Origin of the sequence: Granulicella pectinivorans, assembly GCF_900114625.1 — a bacterium.
GTDB classification, from domain to species: Bacteria; Acidobacteriota; Terriglobia; order Terriglobales; family Acidobacteriaceae; genus Edaphobacter; species Edaphobacter pectinivorans.
This window is the reverse complement of record NZ_FOZL01000001.1, coordinates 1,600,276-1,624,908: the sequence shown is the minus strand read 5'-3', so window position 1 is coordinate 1,624,908 and position 24,633 is coordinate 1,600,276. Positions and strand designations below refer to the sequence as shown.

General features: G+C 60.8%; 17 protein-coding genes. 3 read left to right on the top strand and 14 right to left on the bottom strand.

Features of this window, described 5'->3' with window-relative positions:
- Window positions 1–30 precede the first annotated feature (30 nt).
- Complete coding sequence (locus BM400_RS06460; protein ID WP_141223827.1) at window positions 31–897, bottom strand: hypothetical protein; 867 nt, start codon at window positions 895–897, stop codon at window positions 31–33.
- A 104-nt stretch (window positions 898–1,001) separates the two neighbouring features.
- Here BM400_RS06460 and BM400_RS06455 point away from each other — a divergent pair, with 104 nt between their 5' ends.
- Complete coding sequence (locus tag BM400_RS06455) at window positions 1,002–3,104, top strand: glycosyl hydrolase family 18 protein (RefSeq protein ID WP_089837721.1); 2,103 nt, start codon at window positions 1,002–1,004, stop codon at window positions 3,102–3,104.
- A gap of 290 nt (window positions 3,105–3,394) precedes the next feature.
- On the opposite strand, the gene BM400_RS06450 is transcribed toward BM400_RS06455, so the two are convergent.
- From BM400_RS06450 to BM400_RS06420, 7 genes are read right to left on the bottom strand one after another with little or no spacing between them, the layout of a single operon-like run.
- Window positions 3,395–5,551: a glycoside hydrolase family 3 C-terminal domain-containing protein gene (locus BM400_RS06450; protein ID WP_089837719.1), complete on the bottom strand. Its 2,157-nt coding sequence runs from the start codon at window positions 5,549–5,551 to the stop codon at window positions 3,395–3,397.
- Window positions 5,552–5,574: 23 nt separating this feature from the next.
- The gene (locus BM400_RS06445; RefSeq protein WP_089837717.1) at window positions 5,575–6,444 is read right to left on the bottom strand and encodes an NAD(P)-dependent oxidoreductase; all 870 of its coding nucleotides are present in this window, start codon (window positions 6,442–6,444) and stop codon (window positions 5,575–5,577) included.
- A gap of 12 nt (window positions 6,445–6,456) precedes the next feature.
- On the bottom strand, window positions 6,457–7,485 hold the full coding sequence (araD1, locus tag BM400_RS06440; protein WP_089837715.1) for an AraD1 family protein: 1,029 nt from the start codon (window positions 7,483–7,485) through the stop codon (window positions 6,457–6,459).
- The gene (locus BM400_RS06435; protein WP_089837713.1) at window positions 7,482–8,654 is read right to left on the bottom strand and encodes an L-rhamnonate dehydratase; all 1,173 of its coding nucleotides are present in this window, start codon (window positions 8,652–8,654) and stop codon (window positions 7,482–7,484) included. The genes araD1 and BM400_RS06435 overlap by 4 nt, the downstream gene beginning before the upstream one ends.
- Window positions 8,651–9,922, bottom strand: a complete 1,272-nt coding sequence (locus BM400_RS06430; RefSeq protein WP_217644082.1) for an MFS transporter — start codon at window positions 9,920–9,922, stop codon at window positions 8,651–8,653. Before BM400_RS06430 ends, BM400_RS06435 begins: the two co-directional genes overlap by 4 nt.
- Before the next feature lie 19 nt (window positions 9,923–9,941).
- Window positions 9,942–11,681 carry a GH39 family glycosyl hydrolase gene (locus BM400_RS06425; protein ID WP_245781717.1) on the bottom strand — a complete coding sequence of 580 codons (1,740 nt, stop codon included), beginning with the start codon at window positions 11,679–11,681 and terminating at the stop codon, window positions 9,942–9,944.
- A gap of 21 nt (window positions 11,682–11,702) precedes the next feature.
- Window positions 11,703–14,978: a TonB-dependent receptor gene (locus tag BM400_RS06420; RefSeq protein WP_089837711.1), complete on the bottom strand. Its 3,276-nt coding sequence runs from the start codon at window positions 14,976–14,978 to the stop codon at window positions 11,703–11,705.
- Window positions 14,979–15,242: 264 nt separating this feature from the next.
- Here BM400_RS06420 and BM400_RS06415 point away from each other — a divergent pair, with 264 nt between their 5' ends.
- Window positions 15,243–16,088, top strand: coding sequence for a FadR/GntR family transcriptional regulator (locus tag BM400_RS06415; RefSeq protein ID WP_089837709.1), 846 nt, complete (start codon window positions 15,243–15,245; stop codon window positions 16,086–16,088).
- Between the two features lie 30 nt (window positions 16,089–16,118).
- Here the strand turns inward: BM400_RS06415 and BM400_RS06410 are convergent, their stop codons facing one another.
- The gene (locus BM400_RS06410; protein ID WP_175528895.1) at window positions 16,119–17,150 is read right to left on the bottom strand and encodes a YncE family protein; all 1,032 of its coding nucleotides are present in this window, start codon (window positions 17,148–17,150) and stop codon (window positions 16,119–16,121) included.
- 140 nt (window positions 17,151–17,290) lie between these two features.
- Between BM400_RS06410 and BM400_RS06405 the strand changes: the two genes are divergently transcribed.
- Complete coding sequence (locus BM400_RS06405) at window positions 17,291–18,073, top strand: ThuA domain-containing protein (RefSeq protein ID WP_089841562.1); 783 nt, start codon at window positions 17,291–17,293, stop codon at window positions 18,071–18,073.
- A gap of 44 nt (window positions 18,074–18,117) precedes the next feature.
- Here BM400_RS06405 and BM400_RS06400 read toward each other — a convergent pair whose 3' ends face one another.
- The 5 genes from BM400_RS06400 to BM400_RS06380 form a co-directional block, all read right to left on the bottom strand.
- On the bottom strand, window positions 18,118–20,076 hold the full coding sequence (locus BM400_RS06400; RefSeq protein WP_175528894.1) for a M1 family metallopeptidase: 1,959 nt from the start codon (window positions 20,074–20,076) through the stop codon (window positions 18,118–18,120).
- A 193-nt stretch (window positions 20,077–20,269) separates the two neighbouring features.
- Complete coding sequence (locus BM400_RS06395; RefSeq protein WP_089837705.1) at window positions 20,270–21,868, bottom strand: hypothetical protein; 1,599 nt, start codon at window positions 21,866–21,868, stop codon at window positions 20,270–20,272.
- The gene (locus BM400_RS06390; RefSeq protein WP_089837703.1) at window positions 21,852–23,051 is read right to left on the bottom strand and encodes a glycosyltransferase family 2 protein; all 1,200 of its coding nucleotides are present in this window, start codon (window positions 23,049–23,051) and stop codon (window positions 21,852–21,854) included. Before BM400_RS06390 ends, BM400_RS06395 begins: the two co-directional genes overlap by 17 nt.
- On the bottom strand, window positions 23,048–24,262 hold the full coding sequence (locus BM400_RS06385; RefSeq protein ID WP_089837701.1) for a glycosyltransferase family 4 protein: 1,215 nt from the start codon (window positions 24,260–24,262) through the stop codon (window positions 23,048–23,050). The genes BM400_RS06390 and BM400_RS06385 overlap by 4 nt, the downstream gene beginning before the upstream one ends.
- A 2-nt stretch (window positions 24,263–24,264) precedes the next feature.
- Window positions 24,265–24,603, bottom strand: coding sequence for an STAS domain-containing protein (locus BM400_RS06380; RefSeq protein WP_089837699.1), 339 nt, complete (start codon window positions 24,601–24,603; stop codon window positions 24,265–24,267).
- Between the last annotated feature and the right edge of the window lie 30 nt (window positions 24,604–24,633).

Below are 24,633 nucleotides of genomic sequence, written 5' to 3'. Positions count from 1 at the left end.
TTCGCGGATGGCCCGTTGACACGCCCCTCTCTAGAGGACGCCCCGGGCTTTCGCGAAACCATACACCCGCACCACCTGTCTCAGAACGCTCTCCGGCCCTACCGGGACAAATACAACCGTGCCCTCCCGCCGCGAAATCACATGGCTGGCCACCATCATCCGCATCATCCAGATCGCCGCCCGCACATCCGCACATTCCAACCCCAGCCACCCCGCATAGGCATGGTTCGAAGCACGCAGCCCGGTCTCCCGATGAATGGCACCAGCCAGCCATGCCCCGTCCCCATCGTGACCCACCTGGACAAGCGGCTCCTCAGCGAACACGTCCGCGATCACCTCTTGCTGCGCCAAAGGCATATGCCCCAACCAGTAATGGCAAGTCTTCGCCATCACCGTCACCACGTTCTTGATCTCCTTCTCCATTCGGTACCCAGGTCCCCCCGGCAGAAAGATCACCGTCCCCTCATACCGGCACGAGATATTCTCCATCACGATCGCCCGTACCAGCCATCCAGCCATCGCCGCATGCGCGCACTCTACCCGCACCCATCCAGCCGTGCGCGAAGCAGCAGCCTCCAGCCCAGTCACCAGTGTGATGCCCCGGCATATCTCTTCGACGACCTGCCGATAGCGCCCGGCCTGTCCCTCGATCTCGCTCCGCAACCCAGGCTCCAGCAGAGTCCCCCTGTGCGGCGGTCCACCCGCCATCGCCAGATCGCAAAAACTCTTCCACATCTCGTTCCACGCAACCCGCCCATCGCTCCCGTACACCAGACCGGCGGAGCCCATCGAGACAGGCTGCACCTCCTCGTAGGTCTCCTGATACTCCGGAGGCAAAATCGTCCTGAGTCTCGCCTCCAAAACCGCGAGCGTCACTTCATCCATCGTGCGAATCACTTATTCTCCCGCCGTAGGTCGCCTGCCCTAACGGTACGTCGACCCTGCATGAAACGCTGGCTACGCCCGTTGTCATCCTGTTTTAAAGGATCCTGAAGCTCGCCATGCCGATCAAGCAGTTGTCCGCCGTCCTGCTCTCTGTTCTATCCCTCTCCATCGTCCACGCGCAAGGAACCATCGCCACCTTTCAGCAGACCATCGGCTCCAACACCTATACCATCGCCGGCGCCGATCCCGCCAACGGCGTGACGACAACGCTCCCCACCGTCCTCGTACCCGTCACGCTCTCTTTCGAGACCAAACAAATCGCAGGCAAGCCCTTCCTCATGGACGCCTCCGCCGACGTCCCCCGCGTGCTGGCCTCACCCGTCTTCTCGAAGTTCGCCTTCGGCCCCACCAACACCACGCAGTACGGCGACGCCCTGCTCCGCACCACCTTCCCCAGGTCCGCAGGCTGGCACACCCTCCTCGCCAGGCCTGAGATCAAGCCCATCACCCTATCCATTCCCGCCGGCTACGGCTACATCCTCACCTCGAAGAAGAGCGGCACGGCCTTCGCCGTCGTCGACGTCGAGTTCCTCCAGAAAGCGATCTTCAAACAACTCCCCCGGCAAGACGGCAAACTCATCATCGCCCTCACGCACAACACCACCTTCTACGCCGACGGCGACGCCACCGAGTGCTGCTCCTGGGGCACGCACGGTGTCGACACCGCCACCGGCAACTCCTTCGTCCTCGGCTCCTATCTCCACGCCGCACCTGCTGTCGTAGAAGACAAGGACGTCCAGCCGCTCACCCAGCAGCTCGCCGAGTTCCTCAACGACCCGCTCCACGATCCCCTCTTCCACGGCAACCGCCGCCTTCCCCACCCCGGCAACACCTTCCCCGGATGGCTCCGTCTCGCCAGCGTCAACGGCGGCGACCAGGGCCGCTGCGGTGGCACCGGCGTGGCCACCCAGTACTTCCTCCTCGAACCCACCAACACCAACTCCAAAAACAACATCCCCGCCTCGAAGCCCTTCGCCGCCGGGGCCTATCACCTCCAGACTGCAGCCCTGTTGCCCTGGTACACCGGCCCGTCCGCCCCCTTCGGCACCACCTACAGCTTCCCCGACACCACCGCCCTACCCGAGCCCTCCAAACCCTGCCCCACTCGCAGCGGAGGCGACTTCGTCGAGCCCTCCACCACCCAGCGTCCCAACGCCATCGCCCTGCCTGCCCAACCCAACGGACATAAGCTCATCGGCTACTGGGCCGGCTACTCCCGCGCTGAGTCCATCCTGCCCCTCCGCCAGATCTCCCCGCAATGGGACGTCGTCATCGTAGCCTTCGCCACGCCCGATAAAAACGCACCCGAAGGCACCATGCAGTTCCACACCCCGGCCGGCCTCGACACTGCGCAGTTCAAAGCCGACATCGCCTTTCTCAAGAGCCAGGGCAAGAAGGTTATGATCTCCCTCGGCGGCGGGGGCCAGCACTTCACCCTCGCCGACCCCAACCGTGTTCCCAACTACGTCTCCTCCGTCATCAAGATCGTCTCCGACTACGGTTTCGACGGCATCGACATCGACTTCGAAAGCCCATCCCTTTCCATCGACCCAGGCGACACCGACTTCAAGCATCCCACCACGCCCTCCATCGTCAACCTCATCGGCGCTCTCCGCCAGCTCCACGACCACTTCGGCACCGGCTTCATGATCTCGCTCGTACCCGAAGGCACCCAAATACCCGCCGGCTACCCCAGCTACGGCGGCCAGTTCGGCTCTTACCTTGCGATCACCTACGCCATCCGCGACATCCTCTCCTTCATCGACGTGCAGGACTACAACACTCCACCCCTCCAGGGCCTCGACGGCGAGATCTACCAGCCCGGATCCGTGGACTACCACGCCGCCATGACCGAGCTCCTCCTCCACGGCTTCAACGTAGGCGGCGACCCCAAGCACTTCTTTCCACCCCTCCCCGCCAATCAAGTCGCCGTAGGCTTCCTCACCGGAGACACCACCCCCGCCATCGTCTCCCAGTCCATGGACTACATCATCACCGGCAAGGCCCCAGCCGAAACCACCTACAAACTCCGCAACTCCACCGGCTACCCAGGCATGATCGGCGCCATGTTCTGGACCCTCGACTACGACCACCGCGCCAACTACCTCTTCTCCAACGAAGTAGGCCCCCTGCTCCACGACTACAAACCAGCCAAATAGACAAAGGCCTGAAGACACCCCACGACGCGTCTTCAGGCCTTCTCGTTCCTCTTGTTGCCTTCTTGGTCGTCATCTCCGAAGATTCTGCCGCAGGTGCCGGGGATCTGCTTCTGTCCATGCTGTTGCTTTGTCCTTGCTGTATCTTCTTCTGCTGCTGTTGTTGTTGCTGTTGTCGTTGGTGTCTTCGTCGTTGCCGTGGCCTCTAGGTAACCCAAGGCTCAAGCCTTGGGTCTCACAGACCCGCCACAAAACCGGGCTTTAGCCCCTGGGGTATGCCTTCATGTCCCCGTCTACTTCTTTGCCCCAGCCGCGACCCGCACAACCGGCACCGTGACCACCTGCTTCAGCCGAATGTCATCCGAAGAACTCCCCACCAGCACATCGAACGCTCCAGGCTCCACCCTCATCCCATGCGTCTTCACGTCATAGAAGCCCAACCGTTCCACGGGCAAAGTGAAGTGAACACGCTTCGTCTCGCCCGCCGCCAGTGAAACCCTCTCAAACGCCCGCAGACTCTTGATCGGCTGCACGACGGAAGAAGCCCTCTGGTGCGTATAAAACTGCGCCACATCCGAACCAGCCCGATCCCCAACATTGGTCAGGTCGAACGCAACTTCAACGTCCTTCCCCACCGTAACCGTCATATGGCTGTACTGAAACTTCGTATAGCTCAGCCCATGTCCAAACGGATAAAGCGGCACACCCTTGAAGTACAGATACGTATACCCCTTCGACACGTCATACTCGTTCTGCGGCGGAACCCCATCGAGCGACGCGTAGACCGTATAAGGCAGATGCCCCCCGGGATTGATCTCTCCAAATAAAGCCCGCGCAATCGCCGTCCCGCCAGCCTCTCCCGGATACCACGCCGAAAGAATTGCCGGCACATGATCCTGCGCCCACGTCACCGCCAGCGGTCCCGCATTCATCAGCACCACAACCGTCTTCGGGTTCGCCGCAAACACCGCCTCAAGCAACTGCTCCTGCGCCCCCGGCAGATTCAGGTCGCGGCGATCGCGCCCCTCCGCCTCCACCCGAAGATTCGTTCCCAGGCAGAGCACCGCAACATCCGACTTCCGAGCCAGATCCGCAGCCCTTGCCATCGCCGCAGGATCGGCAGCGTCCACAAACCCCGCACCCTTCTCGTACGAGACCTTCACACCTGAACCCAGCAGCTTCCGCAGCCCCTGCACCGCCCCTTCCTTCACGAAGGGAGTGCCATAGTAGTTGCCCGTCTCATAGTCCCCATCGCCCGCCGGCCCAATCACCGCAATCGACTTGATCTCTGCACGCTTCAGCGGAAGAAAATTCCCGCGGTTGCTCAGCAGCGTCATCGACTCCTCCGCCGCCCTCAGCGACAGCGCAAGATGCTCCGGCGAACGCACCACCGACATCCCAATCTTGCTATACGGACTCGCATCCGCCGGATCGAACGCACCCAGCCGGAAGCCCACCCGCAACACATTCGCCAGCGCCGTGTCGACATCCTTCACCGTCAGCAGACCCCGCTTCACCGCAAACGGAATGTTCGTCTCAAACTCTGAATCGTCCGAGTCATTGCCCGCCTTGATCGCCCAAGCGGTCGCCTCCACCGGATCTTCCGTAGCCCTCTGCCCAACCTCGTTCGAGTTTCTCCTGCTGCCCGTCAACAACTCAACAGCACCCAGGTCATCCGTCACAAATCCATCGAAGTGCCACTGCTTCCGCAGAATATCCGTCAGCAGGTAATGATTGATCGCATCCGGCGTCCCATTGATCGCGTTGTACGAGCTCATCACCGACTGCGCATGCGCCTCCATAATCGCGGCCTTCCAGTGAGGTAGCCAGTACTCCATCAGGTTGCGCTCATCCACCGTCGCCGAAAGATGCTGCCGGCCCGTCTCCACATTGTTCACCGCAAAATGTTTCACCGTAGCAGCCAGCTTCAGATGATTGACATCATCCCCTTGCAGCCCGCGCACATAAGCCACACCCATCCGCGAAGTCAGCCATGGATCCTCCGAGAACACCTCCTGGATCCTCCCCCACCGGGGATCGCGGCTAATGTTGATCACCGGCGACCGATACACTAACCCATGCTTCGAACGTGGCCCATCCGCCTTCGCGTTGTACAGCGCCCTGCCCTCATCCGACATCGCAGCCGCAATCGAATGCACCAGCTCCGGATCCCACGTAGCCCCCATCGCGATCGCAGCCGGAAACAGCGTGGTCGGCTGCTTCGACCACACCCCATGCAGCGTCTGGTTCCACCCGCCCCACATCGGAATGTTCAGCCGCGGCACACCCTGGTTCAAATGGTTCAACTGCGCGGCCTTCTCCTCAAGAGTCAGCCGCCCAATCAAATCATGGATACGAGCCTCAACCGGCAGCTTCGTATCGAGGTAAGGTGCCGGAGCCTGCGCAGAAGCACCAACGGTAAGGACAAGAGCAAGCAGAGCAAATCGCATGGTCGGACGTACCTTTCAAGGGGCTAACGATCTCGTAGCGGCTCAATCACCGAAGCCATGTCCTGCTCCGCATGCCCCTGTGCCATCGCCTGTTCAAACAAAGCACGCGCGTTAGCCGCGGTCGTCAGTTCGACACCCGCCTCAGCCGCTGCATCGTGCGCATACTGAAGGTCCTTGCTCATCAGCTTCAACAGAAAATTCACCGTATAGTCCCGGCTCGTCATACGCGCCGAGAGCGCCGAAAACAAGGGGCTCCCGGGCGCAGCCGAGTTCAAGAACGCAATCGACTTATCTCGATCCAGCCCGCTCCGCTCGAGCCACGCAATCCCCTCTGCCAGCGAAGCGACCTGCACGCCACAAAGAAAGTTGTTCACCAGCTTCAGCTTCGCGCCACTGCCCAGCGGACCGAGATGAATCGCCTCCTTGCCCATCGCCTTCAACACCGGCATCGCCTCGCCGAGCACATCGGCCGAGCCGCCAACCAGAAACGTAAGTTGCCCTCCAGCCGCCTGCGTCCGGCTTCCCGTCACCGGCGCATCCAGCACCTTCAACCCGCGCGCTTCGGCAGCAGCACCAAGCTCGGCAATCCAGTCCGGGCTCACCGTGCTCGAATCGATCACGATGGTCCCCGGCGCGGCAGCCGCAATTGCTCCATCCGCGCCAAGCCACGCCTCACGCGAGGCCGGGTCGTCAGCCAGCATCGAGACGATAATCTGCGCGCCCTTTGCCGCCTCAGCAGGAGTAGCGGCCACACGAGCACCCGCCTCGGCAAGCGGAGCAGCCTTGGCAGCAGTGCGGTTATAAACGGTCAACACAAACCCTGCCTTCAGCAGGTTCTGAGCCATCCCGGAACCCATGGTTCCAAGGCCAAGCAAAGCAACGGAAGTAGACATCGTGATGTTCTCCTAGAGGGAGCGTACCGCAACCGGCACAGTGGACTTCTCTTCTTCATGAATGGGATTCCGCAGCGCACGCCCAAACCCCTCGAACGCCACCTCCGCCACATCGCCCTCCTGCAGCACGACACCCGCACCGAACGAAAGCGAATCCGCTCCATAGAAGTGCACATGAATATTCCCCGGCTGCCGATGCCCTGAGAACTTGAAGTGATGGTGCTCGAGATTGGCCAGCGAGTGTGCCATGTTCTCTTCACCACTCGCAATCGCCTTCTCCCAAATCACACCGCCATCACGCTCAATCCGCACCGTCCCATGTACATCCGTAAATGGCGCATCCACGACAAGCTCAGGTCCCAACGAACATGCCCGCAGCTTCGATCCCGCAAGATTCAGATAGTTGCGCCTCTCAAACTTATGGTCCGAGAACTCATTCCCATTGCACATGCCGATGCGATACGGAGTGCCATCTCCCGCAATCAGATAAACGCCCGCAATCTCAGCCTCTTCGCCACCATCTTCCGCATGCGAAGGAATCTCCAGCGCCTCAAACGGAGCCCGCAGCACGGCGGCATCGCCCTTATAAAACCACTCCGGAGCGATCCCCACCTGCCCATTCGCGGGACGCCCACCTTCCACGCCCCACTGAAACATCCGCATGCTGTCCGTCAGCACAGCCGGAGCCTTATCCTGCGCCGACTGTCCCGCAAGATGCATCGCTTGCCGCTGGCTCGCGCTGCCCAGATGCGTAAGCCCGGTCCCCGCAACCAGCACCCGCGAAGGGGCGCCCGGAACATCGATCGGCGTCAACAGACCCCAGACCGAGGTTCCCGCATACACTTCGTCATACGACAGCACAGCACCAGTCGCAAGCGACCGCGCATGATCCGCAATCCCCACATCGGCATCCAGACAGGCCTGGGCCAGCTCATACACCGAACCAATGCCAACCAGGCAGCGAAGGCTCGGCTCATCGACCAGAGCCACATGTCGGCTCTGATCATCCACGTTCAGCAGTTGTACAAGACGCACGCTCATCCGATCACCTTGAAGCGCTTCAACGATTCTTCGTTCACCGTAAGCCCCAAGCCAGGCAGCGTGTCATCGAGCTGAATGTAACCATTCGTCGGCGTGGGCTCGCCATCGAAGATGTACCAGAACAACTCGTTGCCAACCTCAACATCCACCTGCGGAAAGAACTCCGAGATCGGGCAGTTCAGGCTCGCCATCGACACATGGTAGTTGTGCATCTGCCCCGCATGCGGCACCACCGGCACCTGGAACGACTCTGCCAGAGCGCAGATCTTCCTCGCCTGCGAAATCCCTCCCACGCGATTCGTATCGAACTGGATATAGTCCAACGCATCGGCCTCCAGCAGCTCGCGGAACCCGAAGATGGTGTGCTCATGCTCGCCACCGGCAATCGGAACACGCCCATAGCTCTTCAGCGTCGCATACCCCCGCGTATCGTCAGGAATCACCGGCTCCTCCAGCCACCGCAGATTGAAGGGCTCGAGCAGCGGCAGCATCCGCTTCGCATAGTCGAGCGTCCATCCCATGTATGCATCCGTCATCAGATCGATGCCATCACCAATCACCTCGCGCACGGTACGCACCAGGTCAATGTTCTTCTGCATCCCTGCGGCCCCATCGAGCGGACCCCACCCATAGCGCAGCTTCATCGCCTGGTAGCCTTCGTCCTTATACTTCTGCGCTTCCACCCGCAGTTCATCGAGCGGCATCGAATAAAGCCTGCTCGCATACACCGGTATCTTGTCCTTCGTCCGACCGCCAAGCAAACGATATACCGGCTGCTTCGCATCCTTGCCCAGCAGATCCCAGAGTGCAATGTCGACCGCAGAGATCGCCGTCATCGCAACGCCCTTGCGTCCGAACGCCATCGTCCGCCGATACATCTGTTGCCACAGATACTCTGTATCCCACGGGTCCGCACCAATCAGTAACGGTTCCAGATACGTATCGATCAGCGACTTCGTCACCACGGGCGACAAGGCCGCATTGCCGAGTCCAACCAGACCCGCATCGGTGAAGATCTCAACCAGCACCCAACCGTGAAACGCGAAGTTCCCCATCGATGCCTCGCCGAAGTTCACAAGATCCATCGGATTGGTGCAAAAATGCGGAGGCAGCGGAACAGTCGCGCCCTCCCACTGAACGACGCGCGTACGGACTTCGGTAATCTTCATGCGTTGCTCCTCTTAAGGGTTTGTGGTGTCAGCGGTTGAATCTTGCCGGCAAAGAGCAGGATCGCAAGAAAGCCAATGAGATGAAATGTTCCAACCAGGACAAACAGCGTCCCGTAGCCGAAGCCATGGCCGAGCAGATAGCCCGCGACCACGCCAAAGATTGCTCCGCCAATCGCGCCGCCGAAGCCAACCAGGCCCGACACCGTACCGACTGCGGAAAGCGGAAAGACATCGGCCGGGACCGTCATAATCAGACCCGACCAGGACTGTTGAAAGAAGAACGCAACACTGAACAGCAGGATCGCGAACTCAACCGGCACCAGAGGCACAAACATCACCACTGGCATAAAGATCGCACTCAATCCAAGCGCCACCTTCCGCGCCACATCCAACGTGTGTCCCTGTCGCAGCAACCGCGACGAGAACCACCCACCCAGAAAACTCCCCACGCCCGACGCAGCATACGGTATCCAGGCGTAGTAGCTCACATGCTTGATGTCGAAGCCACGCGCGTCATAGAGATACTTCGGCAGCCAGAACAGCAGGAAGTACCACGCCGAGTCGCTCATGAACTTCGCGAACACCAGCGCCTGCACCCGACGCATTCCGATGATCTCGCGAAAGCTCAGCTCCCACGCCAGCAGCCGTGCATCCAGCGTGTTCTCCGACAGCGTCATCGGATTGCTGCGATAGCTCATCATCCACCAGGCCACCCACACCAACCCAAGACCGCCGGCAGCAAAGAACACCATCCGCCAGCCCGAGTGAATCAGCACGATCCCGATCAACGGCGGTGCCAGCACCGAACCAAGCGCCGTACCCGCATTGATGATCCCCACCGCGGTCGATCGCTCATGCGCCGGAATCCACTCCGCCACAACCCGCACCGCGGCCGGAAACGCTCCACCCTCGCCCATGCCCAGCAGAAAACGCGCCCCGAGCAAGACCATGAAGCCCGAAGCAAAGCCATGCAGCGCACACGCAATCGACCACCACAGCATGATGATCAGAAAACCGCGCCGTGTCCCAAGCCGATCCAGCAACCTCCCGCCCAGTGCATAGAGAGCCGCATACGAGAGCAGGAACGCAGTCTGCAGGTACGAGAACTGCTCATTCGAAATAGGGATGTTGTGTTGTATCGCCGAGATCGCTACTGGCAGCGTCTGACGATCAAAGTAACTGATCGCAATCGCTACCGTCACCAGCGCGACGGCGTACCAGCGCATCTCCAGTCCCATGCGCCGGTCCGCCGTATTCCGTGTTGTCATCGCTGCGCTCATCGTTTCCTTACCACTTCAAATGCAGTAGAGACGTGCCCTGGCGCGGCATATCCGTCGTGACGACAACGTGCCCGTTCGCAACATCCAGCCACACCGGGGAGGTCAGCATCGCAAGCTGTCCCGCCGCCTGCAACGCGGCATACTGCGCGGCGGTAGGATGCTGCGGCGAGCCCATCGACTTCCACACCGTGTAAGAGTTCGAGTGCGTGTCGTCCAGGCGATAGTGCTCCAGCAGAACCCGATGGACCGCAGGTGGAATGCCCGCAATGTTCACCGTAGTGGGCACCGCATCCGCCGCACCATCGACATCGTTGTAGTTCCACACCAGCACCGCCGCCTCGCGATCCGCCTTCGTCGCAAACGCATCGACATCCGAAGACTCACGCACGCCCGCCTTCAGTATGCTGTCCAGCGGCACCTGCCCGGTGCTCGTCGTCCCCACACGAGTGCCTTGCATCAGCGCAAACATGCGGAAGACATTCAGCACCGGCTTGTCGACACCATTCGTAGCCAGCGAACGGAAACCTTCAAAGTATTCGCGATCCTCAAACTCGAACGACCAGCTCAGCATCGCGAGAAGATTGACGCCATGACGATCCTGCAGGTCGAACAACCCCTTGAACGCAGCCGCCGTATACGCCGGATAAAGCGTACCGTTGCGATAGTTGTTCGCCGGGTTCACCTTCGAGGAGCACGCTGCACACCCTTCCGGATCTGCCTCACTGATGATGATTGGCAGCTTCTTGAAGCGGGGGAATGTGGCAATCAGTGCGAAGCCAGCATCGGCATCCCGCATCTCCTGCTGAATCCCCATCGTCACCTTGCCGTCTTTGATGGTGGGCTGTCCCTTCGCATGAAACGAGATGAAGTCCATCGGAAGCGGCTTGCCATCCGCCGCACTCTTACCGGAGTTCACATGCTCCAGAAAGTTCTTCAGAAACGTGGCAGCCTTCGGCGAGCGCGGACTCGTGGTCGCGGGACCGCCCACCATCGCGCCGGGAAGAGCCTTCCGCACCCCACCCACTGCATAGTCGTACAGCTTCCAGTACTCTTCAGGAGTCGTGTGCCAGTAATCGATGTCCGGCTCATTCCAAACCTCGAAGTACCACTTCAAAACCTCTTCCTTGCCGTAGCGCTCCACCAGGTGAGCCGTCGCAACGCGGCACAGCTCACCCCACTTCGCATAGTCCTTCGGCGGATTGTTCGACTTACCCGTGATCGCGTTCTGCGGATAGTGCACCTGGTACGGCTCATGACGATTGGGCAGATCCGCCGCCAGCGCCTCAGGCATGAAGCCCAGCTCAACCATCGGTCTTACCCCGGCGGCCTTGTACGCATCGAAGATTCCGTCGAAGATCTTGAAGTCATACACCGGCTTGCCGTTCGCGTCTTCGCTGTAAATATTGGTGGAGCTGAACTTCAACTCCGCCACGCCGTTGCCGGAGGTAAGCAGGTGATGCGCGCGGATGTACACAGGCACAGGACTCAGGTCATGCAGCTCCTTCAATAGCGCCTTGCCGTGGCGCATCGTCGTATAGTTGCCTTCGTCATAGCCGAACCAGCTATACAACGGCTTGTACGGTCCGACCGTCTTCGCCAGATCCACCTGGATAGAAACCGGAGGGCCCGTCGGTACCGGGACCCTCTCCGGCACAGTGCCCTGTGCCAGTACCGCGCCAGACATCAGGTGCAGGCCAATCCCGCCACTCAACAACGCCCGTCCAAACCATCGTGTGACATCGTTCATCGTCTTCCCTTTCGAGCTGTTTTAGAAGTTGTACTTGAGCGCGAACTGAATGTCGCGTGAAGGGACCGAAGTGCTTGTAATCTGGCCACCGGCAGTTGCGTCGATGGTCGAGTTGGGCGCATTGAAGCTTGTCGTGTTGGAGACGTTGAAGAACTCCGCACGGAACGAGAGCGTGCTCTCCCGCGGCATCGCAAAGTTCTTGAAGATCGACGCATCGTACTGGCGAACCTTGTCCGTGCGCAGCGTATTCGCACGAACCTGCCCATACGTGTAGAGCGGTGCGACGACATACTTGCTCTTGTCGAACCAGGTGGCAACGGACTTCACGAACGCCGGGTTGCCGCCCGCGGGGTTCAGGTTTGGACGCTGGCCACCAACTCCCGTGTTCGCCCGGTCGCCCGAGATCACAGCAGTAAACGGCACACCGGACCGAACGACGATAATCGTCTGGATCTGCCAGCCGCCCAGCACACTGTTCACCAGCGTGTTCGAGTGATTCAGGAAGTGACGTCCACGCCCAACCGGAATCTCGTAGCTTCCGCTTGCGGCAACGTTATGCGGCACATCGTAGGGCGAAACCGCATACTCATACCCCGTGTTGCCCCCAAGCGCGGGAGACTGGTTGAACTGCATGAACTTCGAATAGGTGTACGAGACAAGACCCGAGAGACCGTGGCTCGCACGATGATCGATCTTCATCTGCAGCGAGTGATAACTCGTCGACGTGTCCTGCGTGTTGAAACCGATCGTGCCCCACGGCTGATACGGCCTGCGAGCCTGGATCGAACCGGCACCAGGCGTGGGATCGTTGAAGTCGTTGCTTCCATTCAGATGCACACCACGGTTGCCCACATAGCCAACCTCAAAGACATCCTTCTTGCTCAACTGCTGCTGAATCCCGAAGCTATAGTGCTCGTTATAGCCCATCTTCAACCGCGTCTTGCTCGGGTTGAGCGTCGGATTCGCCTGTGCCGAACCCAGTGCCGTGCCCAGGAAGAAGTTCGCCAGCGTGCGCGTCGGAACCACGTTCTGCGTCTGGTTCACCGTCTCAGCCAGACGATAAGGAAGCGTATTCAGGTTCACGCGCCCGGACGTTCCCTCCGGCTCGTAGAACATACCGAAGCCGCCACGAACGATCGTCTTGCTCGTCAACGCATACGACACACCAAGACGCGGTCCGAACTGCGTCTTGTCCGTATACGTAATGTTCGAAGGAAGCTTCGCCTGCGAGCTGGTCTGGATGTATTGACCGAAGAACTGATACGCCGCGGGTGCCGCATACTGCGCCGTCAGATCCGGCACCGCACCCGGGCCGGACACGATAATCGGCTTGGCCTGCGTCGGATCGAACGTGCCGATCTGCCCCTTGTAACCTCCCAGCCACGGCGAGTACTCATAGCGAAGCCCCGCATTGATCGTCAGCTTGCTGGTCAGGCGAATGTCGTCCTGGAAGTAGAACTGCTTGTACGTCGCCTGTCCGCCGAAGTTGTCAGCAGGATAAGCGCGCGCCACCGAGGACGGATAGCCAAGCAGGAAGTCTGCATACGCATCGCCCGAAGCATTGCCGTTGAAGCTGAACTGACCCGCGTACGTCTGGCTATCGTAGCCAAGCCACTGGTAGTAGCGAAAGAAGACGCCTGCCTTCAAAGACTGCCGGCCGCGCAGATAAGTGAAGTTATCCGTGCCTTCCACAGCCTTGCGATCCTGCGACTTCGGCCTCTGATCGAACGCCGAACCCTGCAGCGACGCATATCCGCTCCACGAATAATCCGGGAACGATCCGCCACTGCCGGGACGCGTCTGGGCAGCAAAGCCCGCGACACCAAACTTCGTGTTGTAATCCGTTCCTTGCAGAAACGCCGTGAGACGAACATGGCTCGGCAGATAGTGGACGCGTGCCTCATTCACCTTGTTCGCACCGATATTCGTGATGACCCCCAACGCAATGTCCTGCCCGATCGATGTGAGCGAAGCCTTGCCAAGCTGAGGCGACGCATTTGGGTCCGTCTCGCGGTTATCCACGTACACCCAGCGCGCAAACAGGCGATTCGTGGCGTTGATCTGGTGGTCGAGACGCACGATGAACTGGTCGAAGTCGATCGCCTGCGACGGTGTGTTGCTGAACGTTCCCGTCGTCGTATTCACCTGCGGCACGTACGCCTGAATCGCAAGAGCCTGCGGCGAAAGTCGATTCGTAGGGATAGTGTTGTTCGCAAAGGGAACGCGCACCACCGTGCCGCCCACCGTCGTCGTCAGAAGCGGATCGTAGATCGTCTTCGTGCCGAAGTTGCCCGTGCGCTGCGCGGAGTTGGCGACGATGCTGTTGAAGATAAGCCCCTGTCGCAGACGCTGGCCTTCATAGTTCACAAAGAAGAACGTGCGATCCTTGCCGTCATAGAGATGCGGAACCGAGATGGGGCCGCCCAGGTTCACGCCGAACTGGTTGCGCTTCAAAATCTGCCGCGTCAGCGCGAAGTAGTTGCGCGCATCCAGCTTGTCATTGCGAATGAACTCGAACACGCCGCCATGAAAGCGATTCGTCCCACCCTTGGTCGTCGCGTTGAAGAACGCGCCGCCCCGGTTGTACTCAGCCGAATACGGGCTCTGCGTCACCGAGAACTCCTGCAGCGCATCGATCGAGGTCTGGATGAACGTACCGCCCTGGTGCTGTTCGCTCACGTCCACACCATCCAGCAGGAAGGAGGTCGCACTCCCGCGGATACCGCTGATCGTATTCCCATCGACGACCTCAGGCCGGATCGCAAGCGAGTTTCCCGTGGGCGCAAGCAGCGCGGCACCAGGCGTCAACTGCGCCAGCTTGAAGAAGCCACGGCCATTCAGCGGTAACTCCGTCAACTGCTTGTTCGTAATCACCTGCCCAATCGTCGCCGAATCCGTCGAAAGCAGCGCCGCAGCCGTCGTGACCTCCACCGAAATGTTCGACGCACCGATCCGCAGCTTCATATCTTCACGCACAATCTGTCCAACCTGCACCTCGATGTTCGAGGCCGTGGTTGTCTCAAATCCCGCCGCCGTGATGCTCAGCGAGTAGATACCCGCCTGCACCGGCGTAATCACAAACTCGCCGCTCTCGTTCGTCACCGCAGTCTGCGTAATGTTCGTGCCCATGTTCGTCACCTTCACAGTCGCGCCCGGAACCACTGAGTCCGATGGATCCGCAATGCGGCCGACAAAACGGCCCTGCTCGACCTGCCCAACCGCTACCCGGACAAAGCACAGGGCCATCATGGCCAGCATGCACAGTTTGATTGCTCCATGAAACGTTATCTTTTTCATCGTTCTCCCTCGAAGTCCTCGCGCATGCCGAGCATCGCTTTCTGAACCGCGCACAAAGGTAGTACCGATGAATTGCAAGTGTCAACCCCTGATCGTAAAAATCAAGAAAAGGCTTTCTACTGGCATATTCCGCATAATAAAGCACAAAGACTGAGGCACTCGCATCGCAACTGGGGCGATTTTATCGCAATTGGTTGTACCTTTAAAATTCTTAGCTAAAAATCCGCCTTTGACTTTGTTGGACCGCTGCCTCACGATAGACCTATGAATCGACGACGTCCGCTCCGCCTCTCGGCCTCAGAGGACACCCTGAACAACAAGGAAGACGTCACGCATCTCCTCATCCTGCGATTCCAGCAGATGCTCTCCGAAGGCGTGCTCTCACCCGGCACCAAACTGCCCCCCGAGCGCGACCTCGCCGCCCACTTCAAGGTGGCGCGCTCTTCTCTCCGACAGGCCTTGAAGGTCCTGGAGATCATGGGCGTCATCACCCAGAAAGTCGGAGACGGCAGCTACCTCAACCGCGACGCGTCCTCCGTCCTCGCCGTACCCATGGACTTCCTCTTCCTCCTCGACGACACCTCCGTCCAGGAACTCACCGAGCTGCGTTTCCTCATGGAGCCGGCGCTCGCCGCCCAGGCCGCCGAGCGCGCCAACTCCGAGGACATCGCACTCCTGCGCCAGTCCATCACCGACCTCGAAAACTCCGAGCAGGATCGCATCAAGCTTGTCGCCTCCGATCTCCTCTTCCATCGCGCCATCTTCCAGGCCTCTGGAAACCGGCTCACCGGACGCATCTTCCACACCATCCACCGCGCCATGCTCAACATGATGATGGTCACCTCGCAGATGGTCGACCTCGAGCACACCGTGGCCTTCCACCGCCCTATCCTCGCCGCCATCGAAGCCCGCGACCCCAAGCTCGCCGCGCAGCTCATGACCGCGCACCTCACCGACGCCCAGAACCTCCTCGCCCAGGGCCGCGAGCACGAACTCGCCCGCGCCCTCCGCGATCACATGGCCCTCACCACCATCGGCGTCAAGCGTGGCAAGGCAAAGAAGACCGCCCCCGCAAGCCGACCCCTGCGTCCTGCCCGAACCACGCGCTGACTCATAGCGCAACGTCGAAACGAGTCCGGCCTAACGCAGCTCCGTAAACGGAGTGCCGCCCATATCCGCCGCATACACTTGGTGCGTCACCGGATTCACCGCCAGCGCATAAGGCCGGTCTCCGCCCGGTACCCGCTTGCGCATCCTATGCGTCCGCGCATCGATCAGGGTCACCATCCCCGAGTGCGCATCCGCCACATAGATCGTGTGCGTCGTCGGCTCATACGCAATCGCCTGCGGCTTACCACCTACCGCAACCGTAGCCACTGCCTTGCGCGTCGCCGTATCCACAATCGTCACGGTTCCGTCCCCATAATTCGCGCTATAGATCTGGTGCCCGTCCACATTCAAAGCCAGTGCACACGGCATGTGCCCCGTCGGCACATTGACGACGGCATAACTCGCCAGATCGATCGCCCCAATGTCCGCGTCCTGCACATGCGCGACATAAAGCATGCCGCCCCCCCGTACAAAGCCCCACTGGTGATGCGCATGGGTAGGCTCATTGGTCAGCTTCGACGTAGCGAGGTTCATCACGCGGAACGTATCGCTCTCGTACCCCAGCATGTACAGCCGCTGATGGTCCGGATCCACAATCACGCCATCCGCCGACCCCGCCTTGATGTTGGTCACCGCATGCGTATCCCCATCGATGACCGTTAGCTTATCGCTGAACGTGTTCGTCACGTAGACCTTGTTCGTCGCTTCATCCAGCGCGATCGCATACGACCGTCCCGCCGTGGGCACCGTGGCAACCACATGGTTCTCCGCATCGAGAATCGTCACCGAATGCCCTCCGGAGTTCACCACATACACCCGTCCCGTGCGGTTGTTCACCGCAACCGCAATCGGCCTCGCGCCAGTGGCCACGCTCTCGACATGCCCCGTCGCATCCACAATCGACACACTGTCATGCGACGTGTTCACCGCATAAATCTTCCCCGACACACTCGCGGCGATGCCGTCGACCTGGATCAGTCCACTCGAAGCCGGAGCCTGCCCATAGGCAACAGAAGCGGCGAACAACACAGCGGCAGCATGGCGTAAAAGAGCCCTGGGCATGCAATCTTTTCCTCGCTCTGCCACTTTGTCACTTAACATAAGAAAGTGCAAGCTGGAGAACGAACGCTAGCCGTGTATGCCTCGAAACGGAAGCGCCTTCCCGGTCTTTCCTCGTGTGACGAAGGAGAAAACAAATGTACATGAACACCGTTCGCAACGCGCTCCTGCTTCTCCTTCTGGCCACTGCCCTTAGCCTCCACGCGCAACAGCAGCACGCGTTTCATGTCCTCGCCTTCTACTCTGAAACCGTCGAGCAGGACCACATCGACTTCGCCCATCAGGCCATCGACTTCTTCAACGCCGCCGCCAAACGCGATCACTACGACTTCGCCACCACCAAAGACTGGAACGACATGAACCCCGGCAAGCTGGCCCAGTACCAGCTCGTCGTCTGGCTCGACGACTTCCCCCACACCCCCGCGCAGCGCACCGCCTTCGAGCAATACATGGAGCACGGCGGCGGATGGCTCGGCTTCCACATCGCCGCCTACAACGACGCCGGCACCAGGTGGCCGTGGTTCCTCAGCTTCCTGGGCGGAGGCGTCTTCTACGGCAACAACTGGCCACCTCTCCCCGCGACCCTCATCGTCGACGACAAAGACCATCCGGTCACCCGCGGCCTCGGCAACACCCTCCAGTCCCCCGCCAACGAGTGGTACATCTGGAAGCCCTCGCCCCGCCTCAACCCGGACATCAAGGTCCTCATGTCCCTCGCGCCCTCGAACTACCCCATCGGCTTCAAGGACATAATCACCGGCGGCGACCTCCCCGTCGTGTGGACCAACACCCGTTACCGCATGCTCTACATGAACATGGGCCACGGCGACCGCGTCCTGTCCAGCGAAGCCCAGAACAAGATGATCGAAAACGCCATGCTCTGGGTAGCCAAAACCCACAACCCCAAACCCTCCCCAGGCGAATAAGAAAGCCGCGACCCAAGAGGCCGCGGCTTTTCACATCCCGAAGACTAATTCGTCTTCGAGTTATTCGACCGGTCATCATCGGGCAACTGGTGATCCGGGTCCACCGTCACGGAAGCGATCGGTGTCTTGTTCTCCAGCGTCCACGTATAAACGCCCTTCGTCATCCACGTCTCCACCGGCAGTGTCACCCGCGTCTTCGATCCATCGGTAAACTTCACCTCGACCGGAGTCGGCAACACAAGCTGTCCATGGTTCGTGATCGTCACCACCGACCCCTCAATCTTATCGACCGAAACATCGTACTTCCAGTTATTCAGGTACCAGCCCTTCCAGAACCATCCCAGGTCCTCGCCGCCCTCGCTCTCCATCGCCCGGAAGAAGTCCGACGGCGAAGGATGCTTGAACGCCCAGTCTTTGATGTACTTCCGGAAAGCCCAATCGAACCGGTTCGGCCCAAGAATCTGCTCGCGCAGCAGCACCATCCCATACGCACCCTTGAAGTAGCTGATCGGATGCCCCAACTGCATCGGATAGCTATCCGCCGGCATCATCAGCGTCCCCGCATCCGGATTGTCCAGCACCTTCAAAATCGTATCCGGCGGCTCACCGCCAGCCGAGTACTCACCATCGCGCTTCGGCCCATACTTCCCGCCCATGTACTCGGCCGACTCCTCGATATCGATGAACGTATTGAACCCTTCATCCATAAACGCATTCCGCCGCTCGTTCGATCCCACGATCATCGGGAACCACGTATGCCCGAACTCATGCGCCGTCAGCCAGAAGAAGAACGGTCCCTTGTCCTCCACGCCGTCGAACACCACCCCCGGATACTCCATCCCACTCGAGAACCCCGCAATGCTCACTGCCGCCGGCCACGGATACGGGAACCAGTGCTTCGAGAACCGCTCCATCGTGTCCTTCGTGTACTCCGTCGACTTGTCCCACGCATCCGGCCCCACACTCTCCGGCGGATACACGCTCATCGCCAGCGACTTCTTCCCCTCCGGCAGGTTGATCCGCGCCGCGTCCCAAACGAACGTAGGCGAAGCACTGAACACCACATCCCGCGTCTTGTCCATATGGAAGTGCCACGTCAGCGTGCCGTCCTGCTTCGGCCTGCTGGCCGGATCCCCCACCTCGGAAGGCTTGCGAATATAAACCGTCTTATCGCTGTTCTTCGCCTGCTCCAGACGCTCGATCTCCACCTTCGTCAACACATCCTTCGTGTTCACCAGCTCGCCCGAACCCGCCACAATAAAGTTCGAAGGCACCGTCACGTAGTAGTCGAAGTGCCCATACTCCAGGTAAAACTCCGCCCCCAGGTAAGGCAGCGTATCCCACCCACGCAGGTCGTCGTACACGCACATCCGCGGATACCACTGGGCCATGTCATAGATCTCGCCCGTCTTCGTAGCGCCCCACGACGTCCTCCCGCCCCACACACCCGGAATCGCGTAGTGATACTTCATATGCACCTTCAGCACGCCGCCATGCTTCAGCGGCTCCGCCAGCCGGATCTGCATCCGCGTATCCGACACCAGCGTGTCCGCCTTCACGCTGGTCTTGCCCGACACAATCTCGACCGACTCAAACTCATACCCCTCGCTGGTCGTCACCACCGGAGCCGCATCCACCGCACCGCGCCGCCCTCGCCGTCCGCCGCCGCTCGCAATCCGCGCCCGCGAGTCCTTCCGATACGTATTCTGCTCCAGTTGAATCCACAAACTGGTCAGCGCATCCGGGCTGTTGTTCGTGTACGTAATGATCTCGTCGTTATGCAGCACCTTCGCCGCCGTATCGATCGAGGCATGCATCTCGTAGCTCGCCTCGTTCTGCCAGAACTGCGGACCGGGCGCACCGTTGCTCGAGCGATAGCTGTTCACCGGGTCCGGCAGGGTGAGCGGCGAGAAGGTCAGCCGTGGATCATAACCAGCCGTCTGGGCCAACCCAGACCCGGTCAGCACGGCAAGCAGGGCAAATCGAGAGAAAAAAAGACGCACGCGGGGGCTCGCTTTCGTTCAGCAAAAAGTAGAGGATCTCCCCCGACTATAGCTGTTCCCTCCCCTGCCCTCCAACGCCGGTCCGGCAGCCGATCGCCCATCCCGCATAAAGAAACCAAGACGAGCACCGCAGAACTCTTTCGCCCGCGAAGACGTTCCGATCGAACGGACACCGCAGCGACAGGCCAACGCACTAATTCCGATCGACCTTCCGCTCCTCATACTCCACCGTGCTGATTCCCCCATGCTCCCGCAGCAACGAGACCACCTTCTCGCTCCCCGCATATCCGTTCCGCAGAAACCAGCACTGATAATCGACATCCGCATACCGCCTCTGTCCGTTCCATCGCCGCGGATGGCTCCGGTCGTACGCGTTGTACTGCGGCAGAAGCCACTGCGTATAGGCGCCCTCATCCACACCCGCAATCAAGTTCTGTGTCATGTTGTCCCAGCTCCGAGCCTTGAACGGAACCTTCGCGGCATCCACCACCGAGCAAGGCATCGGACCCACATCCTGGTGCACGATCACCAGATCCGGCCCCAACGCCTTCACATCCTGCGGATGAATCAGGTGCAGCGCGAACTCCGGCGTATTCAACCCCCAGGGATCATAAGCCACCCACTTCGAGTAGTAAGGAATCGCCCCGCTCTCCGTCACAATCATCGTGCCCCGCCCCGGCATCTCCGCAAGCTCCTTCGCCAGCGCCACGACCTCCGGCTGCGGATACTCCAGCGTATAGATCACACTCCAGTTCACCCAGAAGTAGCCCATCAGCAAGACCCACACACCCAGCCCCGCCGCCAGCACCCGCCCCGCACGACCCTTGTAGCTATCGAAGTTCGCCGCCAGCAGCACACCCATCACCACCAGCGGATACAGAAAGAACCGGTTCGCATAGTTCTGGTCCAGCCGCATCGCCAGGTAAAACATCGTCGAAGGCACAATCAGCGTCCCGAACAACAAACGATTCTGCGCCTTCAACATCGTCCGCCCCAGCGCAATCGACAGGATCAGGCAAGCCACCACCAGCGGCGGAATCAGCGAACCCGCACTCTTCACCACCAAAAAGTGCAGAACCCGCGTCGTATCCGACTTCACATAGAACGGCAGCGGCAACAGATGCCCAAAGTAGTGCCAGCGCCACACAAAGTAGACCAGCCCCGGAACGATAAACCCGCCCAGCAGCTTCCCGAACCGCGCCCTGAAGCCCTCACCCTGAAACGCATACACACACAGGAGCGGCCCGGCAAACACCACGCCATCCGGCCGAGTCAGGCAAAGCAGCAGCCCACACAGCACCGCCCACCCATACCGCCCCCACCAGACCAACGCCGCCATGCCTCCCAGCAGCAGCGCAAAACAAAACACCGAAAAACCCGCCTCCGCCGCAAACGTCTGGGGTGCCAGCAGAATCAGGCAAACCACCGCCGCCACATTCACCAGCCCGGCCCTCACCCCGGCCAGCCGAACCATCACCACGCCCAGCCCCACAGCACACGCCGCGCTCGTGGCGATCGCCAGCCCATACGCCGGAATCCCAGCCTTCTCGCCCAGCGCAATCCAGACCATCCACAGAAAATCCGTGGCCCCCTCGGCTCTCGGCCCATCCGAGATATACGAGATCACTCCGGTCTTCGCCAGATTCAGGCTGTACTGGAACAAAATAATCGCGTCTTCCGAGGCCTGGCAAAAATGCGGAGCCACACAGAACCCCACCAGCAGAAGCGCTCCCAGAACCGCCAGCAGCCGCCAGATCATCCCCAAGCCACCATCGTCAGCGCGCTTCGTCATCCTCATCCTTCACCAGCGTAGCGTTGCGATCCGTCCTCACCCACTCCTGCTTCGCACTCGCGTGGCGCAACAGCGTGGGCACAAGCAGAAGCTTCCAGACTATATAAAACGGCGCTCCGGCAAGCGTCACCACGTCCGCCCAGCCGCGCTTGCGCACCGCAATCGTCACACCCAGATGAATCAGCACCACCGCCAGCCCGGTCAGCCCCACCGTGCTCACCAGCTTCGCATGTGCCGTGGCCGCCACCACCAGCAACACCACATGGAAAGCCAGCGGCAACAGCAGTAGATCCAGCAGCGGCTCCAGCGACGTCACCTGCCCGCGCAGCACATCCGCAAACAGCTTCGGGGCCTGGATCCTCGCGATATGCAGCCGCCCACCCTCCCACCGCGCCCTCTGCGTCTTCACGCCCTTACCGCGAACCGGCATCTCCCCAAACACCCCGCCACCCTCGACGAAGTGAACCCTCTTCCCAGCCCGCACCAGCGCCAGGTGATACTCCAGATCCTCCACGAGCGAAGCCGCCAGATAAGGCACCGCCTCCAGCGTCTCGCGGCGCAACCCAAACCCATTCCCCAGAATCCCGGCCGAAACTCCCATCCGCTCCCGCCCCCGCGGCCTTACCCAATTGAACGCCGACAGCGCAAAGTCCATCAGCCGCGTCCGCACCGTCTCTTCCCCCTGCCGAGCCGTATACCGCACCTGCACCGCCTCCGCCCCGCCCCGCAGAGCCCCGGCAGCCTTCAGCAGAAAGTCCGGCGCGACCACCGTATCCGCATCCACCACCAGAAAGCAGTCATACCCTTCGGCGCCCAGCCGGGTAAACGCATCATGCAGCCCATGCCCCTTACCGCGCTCCAGCGGATCTTCCCGCCGAATCACCCGGGCCCCCGCCGCCTCCGCCATCGCCGCCGTCTCATCCATGCAGTGGTCGGCAATCACGTACACATCCACCTCAAACCCCGTCCGCGTCGCCGCCATCAGGCTGCGAATGCACGACGCGATCACCGCCTCCTCGTCATGCGCCGGAACCACCACCGCGACCCGCCAGGCACCCTCACCACCCGGGAGTTCCTCCCCCGGCATCAGCGCCGCGATACTCAGCATCAGCAGCTCGATCGTCCCCGGCAGCGTCACCACGGCCGCCACGCCCCCCACGAAGCTCCACAACGCGCCGATCATGCCAGCCTCCGCCGAAAGATCTCCAGCAGCCCATCCGCGCTGCCCGCCAGAGCATACTCCGCCCCAACCTTCACCCGCCCAGCCTTGCCCAGCGTCTCCCGCAGCGCCTCATCGTTCATCAGCCGCGCAATCGCCCACGCCATCCCGCGAACATCCGAAGGCGCCACCAGCAGCCCGTCCATCCCATCCCGAATCAGCTCCGGAATCCCGTTAATCCCGGTGGCAACCACAGGAATCTCCATTGACATCGCTTCCATCAGCACCACGGGAATCCCCTCTGCAAAGCTTGCCATGGCAAATACATCGGCCGCCCCATAGAAATCCCGAATCCGGTCCTGCCCCACCGACCCCGCAAACCGCACCGCGCCACCCAGACCCCGCGAGTTCACAAAAGCCTCCAGCGCCTGACGATCCGGACCATCCCCCACAAGATCCAGCTCGACCTCCCGCCCCTGCCCACGCAGCAGTTCAACCGCCTCAATCAAAATCCTCTGCCCCTTGGCCCCCACCAACCGCCCGACGCAAAGCACCTTGAACACACCCTCCACAGCCTTCACTCCGCGAGCCCCAAAGTGCCCCGAGTCCACCCCCAGCCGCCCAATCTCAAACTTCCCCCACTCCTCCGAAAGCTTCATCATCTGGCTCTGCGCAAAGAAGCTGATGCACACCACAAACTTCGAAGCCGCCACCTTCGCCGCCAGCGAGTAAGCCGTCACGTCGTAAAACTCATCCGGCCCATGCACCGTCATCGACATCGTCAGCGGCGACGTACTCGTCGCAATCTTCGTCGCAATCGCCGCCACCGCGGCCGCCGGCGTCGCAAAGTGAACATGCACATGCGTCAGCCGCTGACGCCGCAGCCAGTGCAGCAAAATCAGAGCCTCGACAAAATAAAAACCACCGAGAAGCACCCGCCGCAGGTCGCCCCCACCCATCCTCACCCCATACACCAACCCGCGCAGCACGCCCACCGGCTCCGTCGAAAGCAGCGACCCCAGCGCCTTCATCGCGCCCTTCGCGCCCGCCGCCTTCACATAAAAGGTCTTCTCAGCCTCAATCCGCTCCACCTCGGTCAACACCCGGGGCCCATTGATCGAAGCGACCGCAATCTCCATGCCCCGCGCCCGCAGGGCCAGCACCTCACGCAAGATGAACGTGTGTGACACATCCGGGTACTTACTGACCAGATACCCCACCCGCAGCGTCTTCATCGTCACCCCTTGTACGACGAAATCGCCTCTTCCGCGCTGTTGAAGACCTCAAACACCCGATGCATCCGCACCAGTTCGAACAGAGCCCGAACCGGCTTCCGCAACCCGAACAGCTTGATCTCCGCGTTCACCCCATGCGCCGCCTTCAGGCTCGACACCAGCGCACCCAGACCGCTCGAGTCGATAAACTCCACCTTCGAGAGGTCCAGAACCACCTTCGCCCCATCGCGCAGCAAAGGTTTCATCGCCTCCTTGAAGGCCGCCGTCGTGCCTGCGTCGAGCACCTTCGACTCAACCCGGCCAACGGAAACATCGCCCTCTTCCGAGGTCAAAACCATCATCGCTACGCTCCAGAATTCCTCGCGAACCTG

Coding starts and splice junctions, on each gene's coding strand:
- BM400_RS06455 (WP_089837721.1), top strand. CDS start 1,002: ATGCCGATCAAGCAGTTGTCCGCCGTCCTGCTCTCTGTTCTATCCCTC.
- BM400_RS06450 (WP_089837719.1), bottom strand. CDS start 5,551: ATGCGATTTGCTCTGCTTGCTCTTGTCCTTACCGTTGGTGCTTCTGCG.
- BM400_RS06445 (WP_089837717.1), bottom strand. CDS start 6,444: ATGTCTACTTCCGTTGCTTTGCTTGGCCTTGGAACCATGGGTTCCGGG.
- araD1 (WP_089837715.1), bottom strand. CDS start 7,485: ATGAGCGTGCGTCTTGTACAACTGCTGAACGTGGATGATCAGAGCCGA.
- BM400_RS06435 (WP_089837713.1), bottom strand. CDS start 8,654: ATGAAGATTACCGAAGTCCGTACGCGCGTCGTTCAGTGGGAGGGCGCG.
- BM400_RS06430 (WP_217644082.1), bottom strand. CDS start 9,922: ATGACAACACGGAATACGGCGGACCGGCGCATGGGACTGGAGATGCGC.
- BM400_RS06425 (WP_245781717.1), bottom strand. CDS start 11,681: ATGAACGATGTCACACGATGGTTTGGACGGGCGTTGTTGAGTGGCGGG.
- BM400_RS06420 (WP_089837711.1), bottom strand. CDS start 14,978: ATGAAAAAGATAACGTTTCATGGAGCAATCAAACTGTGCATGCTGGCC.
- BM400_RS06415 (WP_089837709.1), top strand. CDS start 15,243: ATGAATCGACGACGTCCGCTCCGCCTCTCGGCCTCAGAGGACACCCTG.
- BM400_RS06410 (WP_175528895.1), bottom strand. CDS start 17,150: ATGCCCAGGGCTCTTTTACGCCATGCTGCCGCTGTGTTGTTCGCCGCT.
- BM400_RS06405 (WP_089841562.1), top strand. CDS start 17,291: ATGAACACCGTTCGCAACGCGCTCCTGCTTCTCCTTCTGGCCACTGCC.
- BM400_RS06395 (WP_089837705.1), bottom strand. CDS start 21,868: ATGACGAAGCGCGCTGACGATGGTGGCTTGGGGATGATCTGGCGGCTG.
- BM400_RS06390 (WP_089837703.1), bottom strand. CDS start 23,051: ATGATCGGCGCGTTGTGGAGCTTCGTGGGGGGCGTGGCGGCCGTGGTG.
- BM400_RS06385 (WP_089837701.1), bottom strand. CDS start 24,262: ATGAAGACGCTGCGGGTGGGGTATCTGGTCAGTAAGTACCCGGATGTG.
- BM400_RS06380 (WP_089837699.1), bottom strand. CDS start 24,603: ATGATGGTTTTGACCTCGGAAGAGGGCGATGTTTCCGTTGGCCGGGTT.